Raw genomic sequence first — 15,773 nt, forward strand, 5'->3', positions numbered from 1 at the left:
TTCCTGGTCGGACAATTCTACGACATACTTCCTTGATGTACCTGGCATCTCTGATCCTCCTGTACGAGATGCCGAGAGCATACAAAAGCATGACAATTAGAGATAGAGCAACTAGTAGGTCAGGTCTCACCTGACAACCGCGCACCTCTCCTCACTACCACTGCGATGTTGCCCCACCTTCCCACTCCCATCCTGGTCGGGAACAAACCGTTTCAGCGGTTCCGCCGAATCAGCCTGTCTCAAGCGAGCGACGCGATGCCGGATGTGCGTCGCAAAGCCTCCTTCATTCGGCCTACACGAGTCGGTGCCAAACACCCAATGGCGACACCGGCGGCCTCGCGCCCAACATAATCCTCCCGTAGGTCAGGTCCCACCTGACAACCGCGCACCAGACGATTTGCCCAACGTAAAAACGACGTCTCGACCTCGCGAGTGACCGCGATCCACCAACCTGACATGCCGCCGTCTCGGGAGGGATCAATTTCGTCCCAGAACTTCCAACAACCAACTCGCTCCCGAATTTGCGGTTGAATTGGAACGCGGTGTGCTACCGTTGCACCTCGCTGTTCGGTGGCGGATGAGTCTTCATACCCGGCCATCTTACGCTCAAAGCACTGGACTCCCTCCTAATCTTTGAGAAACAGAAAGCCGGCCGAGCGTGCGGTTAGCAACGGACTCCTCCTGATGGATTTGCAGCGTGTCATCAACTCTCGGAATTGATTCTCCAGCGACTTCGCCTTTCCCACCGGCTGATTCGGCTTCACGCAATCTATTGATTGACGCCAACGAGGCGGAAGAGCTCCGCCGAGAATTCCTTCAGCCTCAACCCTCGCTGCCATCCAAATATTTTTACGATCAAACCGGTTCCGAACTGTTTGACGCGATTTGCGAATTGGACGAGTACTACCCGACTCGCACGGAAGCCTCGATCATGCAGGACAACATCGACGAAATGGTCGATGCGATTGGCACGGCGGGCCGTCTGATCGAGTACGGCAGCGGAAGCAGCTTGAAGACGCGGTTGCTGCTCGACAACATGCACCCAGAGGTCGCCTACGTTCCGGTGGATATCTCCGGCGACTATCTTCAACAAGTCGCGGATCAACTGCGAGACGAATTTCCCGATCGACGAATTGACCCCATCACGGCCGATTTCACGCGTCCCTTTCAACTTCCAAAGCAACAGCACGCCCAATCGCGAGACGTGGTTTATTTTCCCGGATCCACGATTGGCAACTTTCGCCCCGCCGCGGCATCCAGTCTGCTGTCACAAATGCGAAACCAAGTGGGTCGCGGAGGCGGTTTGCTGATTGGGTTTGACCAGCAAAAGGCACCGGCGGTATTGGAAGCGGCCTACGATGACCGCCGAGGAGTCACCGCCCTGTTCAATCTTAATTTGCTGCGCCACTTGAATCGTGTTGCAGGTGCCAACTTCCAGATGGAACAGTATCGACACGTCGCGTTTTACAATGACATCGATCATCGAATTGAAATGCATTTGGAAAGCACGCGAGAGCAACGAGTCCAACTCGCTGGTTGTTCGCGTACAATTCGGAAGGGAGAACGCATCCTGACCGAGTATTCGCATAAGTACTCGGTGGATGGCTTCACACGAATGGCAGCGGACAGCGGTTGGCGTCGAGAAAGTGTCTGGACGGATCCGAATGAGTATTTCGCGGTCGCGATGTTTCGATCATGAACGCGAATTCCATGTTGGATCTTTACAAACGCGTTCGGCAGCACTCACAGACAATCTGTGAGTCACTGCAGACGGAAGACTACGTCGTTCAGTCGATGCCCGATGCCTCGCCAATACGCTGGCACCTGGCACACACGACCTGGTTCTTTGAAACGTTTTGTCTGAAGCAGTTGCCTGACTACGAACCGGTGCATCCCGCGTTCGAGGTGCTGTTCAACTCTTACTACAACACCGTCGGCGAACAGTTCCCACGCCATCGCCGCGGATTGTTGACCCGACCGACCGTTCGAGAAGTTTGGGATTACCGCGAGCAGGTTGATCAAGCCATGCTGCGTTTGTTGGCTCGACCGGACCGCGAAACGATTGTTTCGGATGACGTGTTGCGGACGGGACTGAATCACGAACAACAGCACCAGGAATTGATGCTGACGGATCTGTTGCACTTGTTCTCTTGCAACCCGTTGCATCCCGTTTACCGCCAGGACGCTTTGCCGCAGAGCTCGGCGGCCGATGCATTGCAGTGGGTGGAGGCGACCAAGGAGCAAATTCAAACGATCGGATACGATCCCAATTTGCACGGTCCGTTTTGTTTCGACAATGAGCTGCCACAGCATCGAGTCCTGCTGCCGACTCACGCCATCGCCGATCGACTGGTCACCAATGGTGCATATTTGGAATTCATCGAGGACGGTGGGTACCGCAATCCCAAACATTGGCTCTCGGCCGGATGGGCAACGGTTCAAGCCGAAGGCTGGAACGCGCCTCTCTACTGGCAGAAGCGAGACGAAGGCTGGTACCAGTTCACTTTGGCAGGTTTGATCCCGGTCGATGTCGACGCCCCCGTTTGTCATATCAGCTATTTCGAGGCGGATGCGTACGCTCGCTGGGCAGGCGGACGTTTGCCAACCGAATTCGAGTGGGAAGTGGCGGTGCGTGATTCGGGCAGCCAGCTACACGATGCGTTTGGCTCCCGTTGGCAATGGACGTCGTCGGACTACGCTGCCTACCCGAAATACAACCCGCCGGAAGGTGCCATTGGTGAATACAACGGCAAGTTCATGTGCGGCCAAAAGGTGCTGCGTGGCAGTTCCATCGCCACACCGGATTGGCACGCTCGATTGACGTATCGAAATTTTTTCCCGCCTGAAACCCGCTGGCAATTCAGCGGAATTCGTTTGGCGAAGGATCTTTAGCGGATCCGGTCACCCGTTGGTTTGGATGAAATGGTTTTGTGCGTTGCCTGGCTGACTCGGCGAGTTGTGATTCGGCGATTGTCATGTAAGGGCGGGGCAGGTCAGGGGCTCGATGGTTGATTGTGGCGTCAGGCGGGGCCTGACCTACGGATGTTTTATGTTCGAGGCTGGTTCTTGCGGTCGACCCATTGGTGGCTCGAGGCTCGGTAAACGCTGTGCTTGCCCAACTTGCTCGCGATTTCGTCGCTGAGTGAATCGACTTTGCTGGATGCTTCGTCTCCGGATTCCTCCGCAAACAAATTCATCTGCTTCGGCGCGTCCGCCTCACTCAATCCGCCTAGTGACACTCCCAGCAACCTCACGCTTCGGGGTTGCCGCTGACGCATCTCCGCAAGCAACGTCTCAGCGACCTTCAGGATTTCCAGCGTGCTGTCGGTCGGATCCGATAACTTGCGAGCACGACTGAAGGTTTGAAAATCTTCGCGTCGGTATTTCAAAGTCACCGTGGACGTCAGCCGACGAGCCCTCCGCAGACGCCGGCAAGTCTGTTCACACAGATAGCTGACCACGGAGTTCAGCGATTCCATGTCCGAGAGGTCTTCTGAAAAAGTTCGCTCGTGCCCAATGCCTTTCGCTTGCCGGTCGACCACAACGCGACGAGCATCGATTCCGTTGGCCAAGTTCCAAAGATGCAGTCCCCATCGTCCCAACTGAGACTCCAAACGGTCTCGATCCGCGACCCGCAGTTCGGAGATGGTTCGGTATCCCATCCGTTGCAGTTTGGCCTGACCAACTTTGCCGACTCCCCACAACCTCGCCACCGGTAACGGATCCAGGAACTCACGCACACCGTTCTCCGGGACTTCGACAAAGCCGTTGGGCTTTCCAATGTCACTGGCGATCTTGGCAACAAACTTCAGCGGCGCAATCCCAACGCTGGCGGGTAAATTCAATTCACGACGAATCGTTTCGCGGATCGACATCCCAATTTCGCGTGGGGATCCATGCAACCGAATCGTTCCCGAGACATCCAAGAAGGCTTCATCGAGAGACAGTGGTTGAACGACCGGTGTGAAGCGATGAAAGATCTCTCGGACAGCGCGACCGACTGCCGCGTAGTAGTCCAAGCGTCCGCGAATAAACGTTGCATGAGGACAAAGCTTGACCGCGCGACTGCCGGGCATCGCTGAATGAATTCCGTATTCGCGAGCTTCGTAGGACGCGGCCGTCACGACGCCTCGACCTTCCGACCCCCCCACCACCACCGGCGTTCCACGCAACTCCGGTCGATCACGCTGTTCGATGGAGGCATAAAACGCATCCATGTCGACGTGAAGAATCATGCGGACTCATTTGTTTCGTTCGAAGGCGTTTCGTTCGATCCCGACCCGATCGAATCCGGAATCCCGAGCGGACCGCTCACTGAAATCGCGGCCAACTGTTCATCCCGTTTGGCCACGTTTGTCGACTGACGTTTTTTCCATGCGGGTGCCATCTCGCGAGCGACCGTCATCGACAAAGTCGGTTCGGTCGCGTGATGCTTCAGAATCGTCAACGACTCATCCAGTTCACGAGGTTCGCGCTGAATCCATGCCTGCACGCCTTCCTCCGAGAGAAAAAACGGAGACCGGTGATGACCGTGTTCCATCACCGTCGGCAGGGCCGGCCGCATGATCAGCGACATCGTGAAGACGGCGGGATTCGTTTCTTGGTTCTGATCGTCGGGACTGGATTCCTCGTACCAAGTGAACATGGCCGCCGCCAACATCACCGAATTGGCCGGAGCATGAAAGTCAACTTCCGATCCCGCGGTCTCGCCCCAATAGCATGGTTCGCGAAAACTGTTCATGGGAACGATGCAACGATGGGACTTGATTGCCGATTTCCACGGCCACTTCGATAGATTTTCGACTCGCGCATTGGTCAGCGGACGTCGTTGCGATTGCGGAGTCTTTCCAAACGGCACCAAACCAAACGCCATCGGCAACACTTCTCGCTGCCCATTACGATTCATAGCCACGGCAGCGGCCGGTTTGCCTGGAAAAATGTCCTCAGCCAACTCTAATTGCCGCGGCATCGTCGCATCAAGCTGTTTGGCGACCTGAGCCAAATCCGTTTTCAAGTTGAAACGATTGCACATGCTGGGTCTCTCGAAACGTTGGAATGCATCAACACGAGCCCGGTAGTCGGCATCGGAGCCGCCCGCGTTTCGTGATCGCTACCACCTGACGCGACGAACAGCAGGGGTTCGGGAATCGCTGCGCGAGCCAAATGGTCGGCCGCCGAGCCGCATTCATCATGAGCCGAATGAACGGGGTTGCCAATGCATCCGTCTTCGCTGGCTCAGTGCCCGATTGATCTTCGCCAAATTATCAAGCACAGGAAAGCGTTCGAACGCGCCTTTGAAACCAACCAAAAGTCGGTTGTTGCCCCAAGACCATACGTTCATGCGCAACCAACTTGAACACACGCACATTATCAGCGTAACTTGTGGCGTTTCGAGCATGCAGTGTGTTTTTCAAGTCGCGAGGGCAACGACTTGATGGTTGCCCAGTTCCATCTATCGCCTCCCGATCCCATGCGACACCCGCGGAAAATCGCCTACCAGTGCTGTTGTGCAATCAGTCGCGATGCACCGTTGGTGGACCGGCTTTGGCAATGCCAACGTCTCTTCGATCAGCTCCAACCAGAAAACACGCCCGCGGATTTGATTCCGTTGGTCTCTCGTTACCAGTCGCGTTTGAGACGCTATAGCGAACTGACGGTCCCCGAACGAGAAGCCTTGGCCAAAGACATCCTGATTTCGTTTTGGGGAGAAATCTGTGGCGGAGATCCGTTGAAGGGGTGACTGAACGACGGATCGTGTCAGCCAAAACGATGACCTTCAACTTGCAATTCGAGACGAATTTGCTGAGACGAATCTTCCGTCACATGCCCGGTCGAAATCACACCAACTTGGTCAAAAGGCTATAAAGCGACAACGCCAAGCCTAAGTCAAGCATCCGCTTTCTGTGGTTTGCCCATCCATTTCGAGGCCTTAACCTGCCTGATAATCGCTACGACTAATACGCGCCGACTTAATCGCTGATCAAATTCCACCCGCGGATGATCAGTACACGCATCAAGGAGCGACTGGCACAACGGCTGCTCCGACTTGCGGGTCAGACACACGTGTGGGGCACACGAGTAGGTGTAAGCGAGTCAATACAAGCGATAATTGATCGGCGTACTCTCGGGAGCTCCGTAACGCGACGTCTTTGACGTTTTCAGGTTCCCCTTGGATTGTCGAGAGCCAACATGACAGGTAGCAAGATCCTCGTTGTTGATGATCAACCGAGATCATTCGAGTTAATTCAAAAAAGCCTTCAGAGTGAATTCGAGATCGATTTGGTTGATGGTCCCGCGAAAGCTTGGGCTTGTTTGACGGAAGATCCCGATTACGCCGTGATCGTGTCCGATCTTCACATGCCGCTAGTGGACGGTGTGAAATTTCTAGCGACTGTGAAGAATCGCTATCCATCCATCACGCGGATCATCATGACAGCCGATGGCGATCAAGACGCTGCGGTCAATGCGGTCAACGAAGGTGAAGTCTTTCGTTTCCTGCAGAAGCCCGTTTCAATTGATGGCTTGCGAGCCGTAATGCACGCAGGACTCGCACATCATCGCAGTTTGGATGTCGAGACAAACGTTTTGGAAGAAACGCTTGAAGGCAGCATTCAACTTCTCGTTGACCTGCTAAAGAAACTGCGACCGCTCGCGTTTGATCGCTCACGAAGAATCAAGCGACTCGTGTCCGCTGTGTGTGCAGAGCTCGGTGTTCCCGACCGGTGGGACCTTCAGGCCGCCGCCATGCTGTCGCAGATCGGCTGTCTTTCATTGCCTGAAGATCTTTTAAAATCAATCTTCGCCGGAAAGAACGTCGGAGCGACGAAAGAGATGCAGTTCAACCAACACGTTACTTTCGGAGAGTCCTTGATCGAGAATATTCCTCGGATGGAAGCGATTCGCCGATTGGTTAGTTGGCAGCGAAAACACTTCGACGAGCTACGTCTACTAGCCACATCCGAAAGGGACCTGACGGCAGCGTCAATTTTGTCGGCTTGCTTGGCCTACGATCGAAAGGTCATGTCGGGTGATTCGCCCGAAGATGCAATAGAAGAAATGCAACGGTCGCCGAAACAATTTCAGGGCCGAATGGTCGAAGCTCTGGCAACCATCGTAATCAGCACCAAGACAATCAAAGAGCTTGGCGTCTGGGAATTGCGAGATGGGATGGAACTCAAGAGCGATTTATCCGATCAACACGGATCGCTACTCGTCCCACGCGGCCGCACGCTCACCCACGACACGATCCAAAAGCTCCAACGTCGAGGAGCTACAATTGAAGAGCCCATCGTGGTCACGGTAGCAGAACCCCAGTTCGACCGAGCAAATTCCGCGGAATAGCAATCGCTCGACGCAAAGATCCGTTTCGCCTGCACTCAGGTCCGAGATGCTTCCGTGCGACACGGCAAAGAAGGGTGGCTGAAGGGACTCGAACCCTCGACCTTCGGAATCACAATCCGACGTTCTAACCAACTGAACTACAACCACCGTGTTGGGAGCAGGGAATTTATCGACGTGACCTCAGGTGGTCAATGCCGGCAACACGTTGGATTTTGAATGATCGTATAGAAATGAGCGGGTTTGTCGTCAAAACCTGCATGACCGAGGCATTTTCTCTCTTCGCAGCCAGCCGCTCCCTTCTAAACTCAGGAGATTCCCGCGGACAGGACTCCATCCCCCCGTTCAGGAGAACGGAGTTCTTTTTGAAGCGCGAGCCGTGCAGTGGTAACATAAGTCGAACTTCGAAAGAGCTCTTCCTTCAAAGCTGGCCAAGAAACCGATGTCGCAATGGGATGACTATACGGGCGATGATTGGATGCGTCCTCTGGCAAGCAAGGACACCAAAACCCGGCACACGCTGGATCGGGAAACGCGAGGGATAAAACCACGGCCTCGACTGCAAGATCCACCTTACAAAACGGGCGACCACTGGGGTGATTTTGTCCTGGAGGAATGGATCGGTTCGGGAACCCACGGTTGGGTCTTCGCCGCGACGGAACAATCGACGGGCAAGCATGTCGCGCTGAAAATCTTGGCGATGGAGGACGACCCGAAGGCAACGTTGGCCAAGACCGGGTTCCGACGGATGTCCAAGCTGCACCACAGCAATTTGATGCGGTTGCACGGCATCCACGAGTACGACGGAACCACCGCATTCAGCATGGAACGCATTCGCGGCATGAACCTGACGGCGGCCATCCGGCGCTGGCGAGATTTGCCGCTAGCGGAAGCCTGCGAACACGTGATGGAGATGATCCGGCAGGTCGGGGCTGCGATTGGTTGCATGCACGCTCGTCAATTGGTGCACCGCGACTTGAAACCCAGCAACATCATGGTCACTGATGACTTCAAGCGGTTCGTCGTGGTCGACTATGACTCGACAGGGATCTTTCAGGATCTCGACGCGGAGTCCATGAGCGGCTATCTGATCTGGACGCCGATGTACGTGCCGCCGGAAGTCTTGGTACGGCAGCGTCACACTCCCTCCAGCGACATTTTCAGTCTGGGAATGGTGATTCTGGAAGCCCTGCGGGTTTTCAGCGCGGCGCAATTTCGCCGCGAAGGAGCGTTGAACAATCCGAGTCGACCGACCGACGGAACCGACGAGTCCGGTGGAATTCCTCGCCACGAATCCGACGAAGCGAAAGACCGGCTGCTGATTCACGAAGCACTTCGAGGATTGCACGCGGAAATTCCGGAAGAGTTGGTCGACAAGCTGGATGAGATGCTGGCGTCGAACGAAGCCGATCGCCCGATGGCCATTGCACTGTCGCGTTTGGGGCTTCCACCGGAGCGGACTCAGCAGACCAAACTGACGGATTTTGATTCCGATCGACTTCGAGAAGCCACGCAAAAAATTCGTCACGACGAACTGGCGAAGATCCACCGTTGGAGTCACCTGGTACTCGGTGGCCAAATTCAACGACTGCACATCAGCGGTGATTCAGGCATTGGTAAATCAACGCTACTGGACGTGGCGCTGACCAGTCTGCGGTCACAACCTTGGGCCCAGGTTTTTGTGGCTCGGTGTCAACAGCGAGACCAAAACGCTCTGCAGGCATTCAGTCAAATCGCGGACGAGATCAACATGCGTTACCGACGCGACGACCGCGAACGGTTGTTGGTCGATAGTGTGACCGTCTCGCTGCTGTCTGACATTCTGCCCAGCCTCGGCGATGTGCTGGAGGTCGATCAGTCGCAACCACGTTTGCAAACGTCGTCAACGCGTCCCGGTGGCTTGGAAGCGGCCCTCCGAGTTTGCGAACGTCTTCGCGAATATGGACCGGTATTCTTCGTCATCGACGACGTTCAATGGGCGGACCGCGATACGGTTTCGGTTCTGGATTACTTGCAATCCGCCAGCATGAACCGACCACAGGCTCCCGAGTTGCAAGGCCTTGGATTCATCACCGTTTCGCGTCCTGATGGCGATCAACAGATCACCTTGCCGGACGCGACGGTGCACCTGGGTCCTCTTCCGACAGAAACGACCATCGAAATGTTGGCGACACAGTCCGAAGCGTTTGGACTGGATATCACCGACGATCAATTGACCAATCTGGCCGATCAGATCGACGGATTGCCGTACCGATTGGACGCTTGTTTGGAAGAGCTGCGTCCTGGCGGCTGGTTGTCCAACGCGATTCAAACGGCTGATCCTTCGTCGTCGGATCTGAAAGTCCTGTCGATGGAATCGATGTGGCAGAGTCGCTGCGAGGATCTGTCTCCCGAAGCAATGCTGTGCTTGCAGCGAATTGCCGCCGCGGGGCGTCAGTTGCCGATCACCGATTTGCAAACCTGGCACGAATCATCCGCGGTCTTGGAATCCGTCTTGGAAGAGCTTCAACGACGTCGATTGATCGTCCTCGGGGAGTCGACAGAACCAACGGTGCAGGTGTGGCACTCCCGCTTGGGCGAAAAGATTCTGCAAGAACTTTCCGAAGCAGACATCCGTCAATTGCATTCCGATTGGGGCGATGCACTGGTTCGGGTTCGCCCCGATTCGGCCAACTTGATCGCTTCCCACTTTCAACGAGCGGAACGATTCACCGAGCTTTCGCATTGGGCCGAATTGGCCGCCAAACAAGCCCAGCAGATGTACGCACATCGTGAGGTTGGGACTTGGTACGACATCGCGGCGCGTCACGCGGATCCGGAACGCAAAATCGACTTCCTTCGCGAATCGGCGTTGGCGTGGCAACGAAGCGGTCGACTGACCAAGGCCGCCAACGCGCATGCGGCGCTCGCGGAATTGCTGGAGGGACCGTCGGCAGTCGAGCAACAACTTCGCCGAACGGAGTGTTTACTGCGTTCGGGCGATTTCAACAGCGTTCGAAAGTTACTGGAACCGCTCAACGAATGCCTGCAGCTTCCCAGTCCAAAATCCAATTGGAAGTTTCACCTTTCGGTGGCCTGGCAAGTCCTGCGATTGCTGCCTCATGAGAAAGATCTCTCGCAAACACTCTCCAAGGACCCAGTTTCGCGAAGCATGATTCAGTCGAGTCAGGTGGAAGTCTGCATGCGATTGATTCGGCCATTGACAATTCTTGACAACAACACCGCGGTTGAATGGTCGCTGTATGCGGCTCGACAAGTCCGACTGCACGGAACCAAAGGTGAACGCATCTATTTCGGTGTGGGCGAAGCCGTTTTTCGATCGTACTCGCTCGGCCGGGACCGTCTCGCAGCCGGCGAGTCGCTACGACGCTTGCACGATTCGCTCACGCCCAACGATGACCCGATCTGGCACGGCGATGTGCACTGTGGCATGGCGTGGCACGAAGCGATGTCAGGACGTTATGCGAGTTCGCTTGAACCTTGTTTGGAAGCCAAACGGTACTACGGACAGAGCGAACATTCGAAGAGCTTCGAAATCGCTCACATGTCCTACCTGGAATTCGCAGCTTACTTCCAATGCGGGCGCATCAATGACCTCAAAGCAACCGTCACCGAACTTCAGGTCGAAGGTCGATCGACTAACGATCAGTTCCTGTTGATCATGGCGACGCTTGGCTATGGGGCGTTGGCGTTCTTGGCCGATGATGATTTGCGTCGACTGGAAACGGCGTCCAAACGAGTCCAAGACAGTTTGAAACAAATTGGCCCCGACTCGTTTGTCTTTGTCAATTCGATCAAAGAAGCATTGTCGGATCTGTATCTGAACGAAGTCGGCAGCAGCCAAGCGAAGCTCGAGTGGTTCCCCCGCCAACTTCGTCGATCCAGTGTCCGTCGTGTTCAAATGGTGCGAGTGATCTTCCATGAATTGCTGGCCGGACTGTCGCTGCAATCGATGTTGGTTCATCCGAAGCAAGGAAAGGCCTCGTTGTTGCTGCATGTCAAGCAACTGCGACGCGAGAAAACACCGTTCTCACAGATGAAAGCCGACTTCTTCGAAGGCATCTACCTTGCCCGATTTGCCGGTGCAGAATACGCGAACATCGCGAAGCAAAAACTGACCAACGCCGAGTACTCAGCCGATGACTTGAAACTTCAACCGTTCAGCTTGGCGGCTCGCGATGAACTGAATTGGCTCGATAATCCGTCTGCTCCGTCTGCACTGGAAGAGTTTCTGCTGAGCCAAGACATCTCCGACCCGGTACGCTTCGCCCGCCTCTATCGCGGTTTGGATCGACCCAAAAAAGAAGCCTGACTCTCACGCGAGCCAGGCTTTTGGAGTTCGATCTTTCGTCGCTTCGTAGTCGGCTGTGATGAACCTCACTCACGGTCGAGCTTCCATCATCAACGATCGATTCGACTGTAGGTTGGCACCCTTGGCCGACGTTTGCAATGCGGACGGGCAAGAGTGCCCATCCTACGTCTCGTTGAACGCCGACCAGAGAATTCGCTGCGACCGGCGACTACTTTCCGTCCCACCACCAGCGGTCAGCGGCGGTTTCCGCCACGGCGACTTTGCCGAGGGTTTGGTCGGTTGCCAAATTATCCGAGACACCGAAGGCATTCAAATTGACGCCGCCGGATGCGGTCACGGTCCAACCTGAACGTCCCTTGATGAAGCTGCATTGTGGCTCCAGTGACTTTGGCATTTCATAGCTGGCCAGCTCAACGTTGGATTCTGAACCGCGAAGAACGCCGAGATCGATTTGCGATTTCAGATCCAATTGTTGCTGCGTGATCAAAGTCGCCACGACGGACATATCCATCACGTTGCGAAGGTCGCGGAAGATCGGACGTTCGATCGAAAGCTCTTCGTACTTTGCGGTCATCATATCGGCCCACTTGCTCGCCAACGCGTTCTTGCGACCGTTGCCGCGAACCGTGCCGTCTTGATTGAACGAATCCTCTTCGGTCAGGGTCTTCACGCCTTGACCGCTGATCTTCCAAACTCGGCCGGCTTCGTCGTGAGCGATTGGCTCGTAGTCACAAGCCATCCACCAACGTGGGCTGCTGTTACGCGATTGGACTTGGTTCTTCGCAATTTCCAAGTAACTCGGCAAACCGGCAACCGGCGATTCAGCCAGGCCCATGCCAAGACGTTTCATTTCAAAGTCGGCTGCGACCAGCGTGCGAGCGAAACGGCTGTCGGTGGGAACGCCGGCAAGCAAGATCTGTTGAGGCCCGAACGCTTGACGCATCCCGGCTTCCAGGTAGGCGGGGTTTTGTCCCGGACGCAGCGTCACGTTCTTCAAAAAGTTCTGCAATCGAAGGCGACCTTCGGCGGTGGGTTCGATCGAGCATCGGATGCCGCCATCATTGCGAGCGGACTCAACACTGCGGAATGCGGTGACCAAATCATCCAGTCGTAGCACGCTGCCGCCACTCTTTGTTCCGACCACGTTTCCATCGGCACGAACCATCCACGGTTCCGCGGGACCGGCCAGCAACAGATCGTTGTTCTCTTGGTCGACGATCACGTATTCGATGCGTTGCAATCCGGCCAGGAAAGCGGTCTCGGCATCGAGATGCTTTCCGGCTTGATCAGCTTCCTTCAACTTCGCTTGCAATTTCTTCAGCGAGATGACTCGGAAGTCGGTCGCTTTGGCCAAATCGCCGGTGGGTGCGTCGATTGCGTTGCGTACGACTTGGGCCATGACTTTCTGTTCATCCGGCGTCGCCGCTCGAACGCTGCCGTCCGGAGCAATCATCACACCACCGACGGCGTTTTGGTTGCCCAATCCAATCCCGGCCTGAACCGACGAGGCCATCGAACCGACGCAGATCGCTGTCAACAACAACGCGGGCATCCAAAGCCCAAGTCCGTTTTGGACAGAACGACCAAGAAGAGAAGAACGCATGGAAACGTGTATCCGGGTGGCAAAGAGAAGGGAGTGAGAAAGCGGAGCCGTGGTGGGGCCCGGCCACAGTCTATGATTAGAATAGTTGCAGGCCATTCCAGTGACAAGCAAATCTACAACATCCGACCGCTCGAACACCGCCTCGAAAGCCCCCCAAGACGCGTATTTGGTGGTGCATCACGGCGTGCGCTGGACAGATGTGATTCGTTTGGCGGGCGAGACCCGGTGGACGATCGGCCGTTCGTCGTCGAATCCCATCGTGCTTCAGACCTCGCTGGCCAGTCGGCAACATGCAGAGATTCGACCAGCGGAAACCCCGGAAGGCCCTGTTTGGGCGATCGCGGACCTGAATTCTCGCAACGGTGTTCGAGTGAACGACCACGCGATTCGTTCGCCAACCATCCTGCGTGAGATGGATCGAATTCGGATCGCCGGATTCGAGATGACCTTCACGCGGAATCCTGCCTCGCTGACTCAGCCGGCTCACGCAACTCGTTCCAGTCTGGCTGCCGGATCGGATGAGGGCCTTACCCAAGACCACTTGGGGTGGGACTCTGTGGATCAAAACGGATCTGCGGGTCCGGACGATGGTTCCGCCGGATCGTCACTTCCAGGCCGCACCAATTCCGCTCAGCAGACGACCGACCACAGCGAAATCGATATCGTCGGGCGATTGACCACCAGCGGAATGGACCGCCGTTCCCAAACCAAAGATGACTCTACGGGCGAATCCACCAGCACACTGTTGTCGCTGGCGTTTGCCATGGGACGAGCCGAGTCCGTGGACGAGTGCGGCGAAACACTGATGCAAGCACTGGAGGATGCACTGCCCCATGCGACGCTGGGGTTGTACCTCTTCGACGCGGGCCAAAAAGATTCTTTGCTTCGCGGATCTGGATTGGCACCGCCTCGATTCGTGCGGCAACCGCAAGGAACCCGGTATCGCCGCCCGCCGCACGCCTTGGTGGAATCGATGCTGCGACCGGGATCCTCCGCCGTGTTGGCGCGAAACATTTTGGGCGACCGACGATTGGCGACCGAAAACACCGCCGGCGAGATTGATGTGGAGTCGATCATACTGGCTCCGCTTCGCAACAACGAATCGGTCGCGAAACCATCGACGGCTTCCAAACCTGAAAACATCCTGCAGCCCGGCGATCTGCCGACAGGCATGCTGCATGTGACCACACCATCGGGTCAACCATCTCTTGCACCGGAGCAGCTTCGGCATGTTGTCGCCGCAAGCGAAATCTTCTGTCAAGCAATCCGTTCCATCGTGCAGCGATCCACGTTGACTCAGTCACTGCGTCAATCAGAAGCGATCGTGTCACGACTGAGACGCCAGCTCGCGGGGCGAATTCAGATCCTGGGCAACAGTGAGCCGATCCGAACCGTGCAGCGTCAAATCGCACAAGTCGCTCCGACACCTGCGGTGGTTCTGGTGCGAGGCGAATCCGGTGTTGGCAAGGAATTGGTGGCGTCGGCGATCCATCACGCCAGTGCTCGTCGCGACGGGCCACTGATCTGTTTGAACTGCGCCGCGCTTTCGAAGGACTTGTTGGAATCTGAATTGTTCGGTCATGAACAAGGTGCCTTCACCGGCGCCACTCAGCAGAAGCGAGGCAAGTTCGAAGCTGCATCCGGTGGCACGCTGATGCTGGACGAGATCGGTGAGATGAGTTTGGACCTGCAAGCCAAACTGCTCCGCGTCTTGGAAGGGCACCCGTTTGAACGCGTTGGCGGTCATGAGCCCATCCGTGCGGACGTGCGAGTCGTCGCCGCAACGCATCGCGATTTGAAGGCGATGGTCGAGCAGAACCAATTCCGAGAGGATTTGTTCTACCGTTTGAACGTCGTCGAGATTGTCGTTCCTTCGCTGCGTGAACGCGGACGCGATGTGGTCTTGCTGGCGGATCACTTTCTGAAAACGTTCGCCGAGTCCATGGCGCGTGGAAAACTTCGCTTCACACCGCTGGCCCACAAGAAGTTGTTGCGTCATCGCTGGCCCGGCAATGTTCGCGAATTGCGAAATGTAGTTGAACGAGCCGTGGTGATGTCACCGATGGACCAACACGACGATTGGGTCGAGATCGATGCCGACGATTTACTGATCACCGCGTCGGCCGGGACCAGCAAAAAAGCGAGCGACGGGCCATCCGCATCGGCGACGGACGATGTCGAACTGTCGCTGGCCGAGCTAGAAATGCGGCATATCCAACGGGTTCTCAAGCACACCGACGGCAACAAAAGCCGCGCCGCAACGATGCTGGGGATCGAACGCAGCACGCTGGATCGCAAGTTGAAACGCGCGGCGAAATCGACGACTTCCTGATTTTTTTCGAAAATCAGCGCGCCGTTTCGCGTCTTCGTCGCACTTACCTCCTGAACACGCAATGATCAGGGGTGGCGAAGATCGCTCTCCCCGATGTTCGCTGCTTGACGCGAAGCTCTTTCACGTCTGGCAATCGGCTCATCCGCAGGAAAGGAACGTCTCCCGTCATGCCGCACGGCCATTCCACC

Annotated in this window: 9 protein-coding genes and 1 tRNA gene; 6 read left to right on the forward strand and 4 right to left on the reverse strand. The window is 56.0% G+C overall.

The genetic code is table 11. From position 1 onward, the window contains the following. Nucleotides 1-697 precede the first annotated feature (697 nt). Both egtD and egtB read left to right on the forward strand, forming a co-directional pair. On the forward strand, nucleotides 698-1,699 hold the full coding sequence (gene egtD, locus LOC70_RS23925) for an L-histidine N(alpha)-methyltransferase (RefSeq protein WP_230256585.1): 1,002 nt from the start codon (nucleotides 698-700) through the stop codon (nucleotides 1,697-1,699). Beyond that, nucleotides 1,696-2,892, forward strand: coding sequence for an ergothioneine biosynthesis protein EgtB (egtB, locus tag LOC70_RS23930; RefSeq protein ID WP_230256586.1), 1,197 nt, complete (start codon nucleotides 1,696-1,698; stop codon nucleotides 2,890-2,892). Before egtD ends, egtB begins: the two co-directional genes overlap by 4 nt. Before the next feature lie 155 nt (nucleotides 2,893-3,047). On the opposite strand, the gene dinB is transcribed toward egtB, so the two are convergent. Together dinB and LOC70_RS23940 are read right to left on the reverse strand one after the other, a co-directional pair. Next, the gene (gene dinB, locus LOC70_RS23935) at nucleotides 3,048-4,235 is read right to left on the reverse strand and encodes a DNA polymerase IV (RefSeq protein ID WP_230256587.1); all 1,188 of its coding nucleotides are present in this window, start codon (nucleotides 4,233-4,235) and stop codon (nucleotides 3,048-3,050) included. Further along, complete coding sequence (locus LOC70_RS23940; protein ID WP_230256588.1) at nucleotides 4,232-5,032, reverse strand: SOS response-associated peptidase; 801 nt, start codon at nucleotides 5,030-5,032, stop codon at nucleotides 4,232-4,234. The genes dinB and LOC70_RS23940 overlap by 4 nt, the downstream gene beginning before the upstream one ends. Nucleotides 5,033-5,434: 402 nt before the next feature. Between LOC70_RS23940 and LOC70_RS23945 the strand changes: the two genes are divergently transcribed. After that, complete coding sequence (locus LOC70_RS23945) at nucleotides 5,435-5,740, forward strand: hypothetical protein (protein WP_230256589.1); 306 nt, start codon at nucleotides 5,435-5,437, stop codon at nucleotides 5,738-5,740. 449 nt (nucleotides 5,741-6,189) lie between these two features. After that, nucleotides 6,190-7,341, forward strand: coding sequence for a response regulator (locus LOC70_RS23950; RefSeq protein ID WP_230256590.1), 1,152 nt, complete (start codon nucleotides 6,190-6,192; stop codon nucleotides 7,339-7,341). A 73-nt stretch (nucleotides 7,342-7,414) separates the two neighbouring features. Here the strand turns inward: LOC70_RS23950 and LOC70_RS23955 are convergent. Continuing rightward, nucleotides 7,415-7,488: transfer RNA gene (locus LOC70_RS23955), tRNA-His, on the reverse strand. A 292-nt stretch (nucleotides 7,489-7,780) separates the two neighbouring features. Here LOC70_RS23955 and LOC70_RS23960 point away from each other — a divergent pair. Then, a complete protein-coding gene (locus LOC70_RS23960; RefSeq protein ID WP_230256591.1) occupies nucleotides 7,781-11,650 on the forward strand; it encodes a serine/threonine protein kinase in 3,870 nt (1,289 codons plus the stop codon). A 208-nt stretch (nucleotides 11,651-11,858) separates the two neighbouring features. On the opposite strand, the gene LOC70_RS23965 is transcribed toward LOC70_RS23960, so the two are convergent. Next, nucleotides 11,859-13,202, reverse strand: coding sequence for a DUF1598 domain-containing protein (locus LOC70_RS23965; RefSeq protein ID WP_390889113.1), 1,344 nt, complete (start codon nucleotides 13,200-13,202; stop codon nucleotides 11,859-11,861). A gap of 151 nt (nucleotides 13,203-13,353) precedes the next feature. Between LOC70_RS23965 and LOC70_RS23970 the strand changes: the two genes are divergently transcribed. Then, nucleotides 13,354-15,585 (forward strand): sigma 54-interacting transcriptional regulator, encoded by a 2,232-nt coding sequence (locus LOC70_RS23970; protein ID WP_230256593.1) that lies wholly within the window; start codon nucleotides 13,354-13,356, stop codon nucleotides 15,583-15,585. Nucleotides 15,586-15,773: the final 188 nt, after the last annotated feature.

The sequence above is a fragment of the Rhodopirellula halodulae genome (genome assembly GCF_020966775.1).
Taxonomy (GTDB): Bacteria; Planctomycetota; Planctomycetia; order Pirellulales; family Pirellulaceae; genus Rhodopirellula; species Rhodopirellula halodulae.

Bases quoted from the DNA above. Each gene is read 5' to 3' on its own strand.
- LOC70_RS23960 (WP_230256591.1), top strand. From the start codon at position 7,781: ATGTCGCAATGGGATGACTATACGGGCGATGATTGGATGCGTCCTCTG.
- LOC70_RS23950 (WP_230256590.1), top strand. From the start codon at position 6,190: ATGACAGGTAGCAAGATCCTCGTTGTTGATGATCAACCGAGATCATTC.
- LOC70_RS23965 (WP_390889113.1), bottom strand. From the start codon at position 13,202: ATGCCCGCGTTGTTGTTGACAGCGATCTGCGTCGGTTCGATGGCCTCG.
- LOC70_RS23940 (WP_230256588.1), bottom strand. From the start codon at position 5,032: ATGTGCAATCGTTTCAACTTGAAAACGGATTTGGCTCAGGTCGCCAAA.
- dinB (WP_230256587.1), bottom strand. From the start codon at position 4,235: ATGATTCTTCACGTCGACATGGATGCGTTTTATGCCTCCATCGAACAG.
- LOC70_RS23945 (WP_230256589.1), top strand. From the start codon at position 5,435: ATGGTTGCCCAGTTCCATCTATCGCCTCCCGATCCCATGCGACACCCG.
- egtB (WP_230256586.1), top strand. From the start codon at position 1,696: ATGAACGCGAATTCCATGTTGGATCTTTACAAACGCGTTCGGCAGCAC.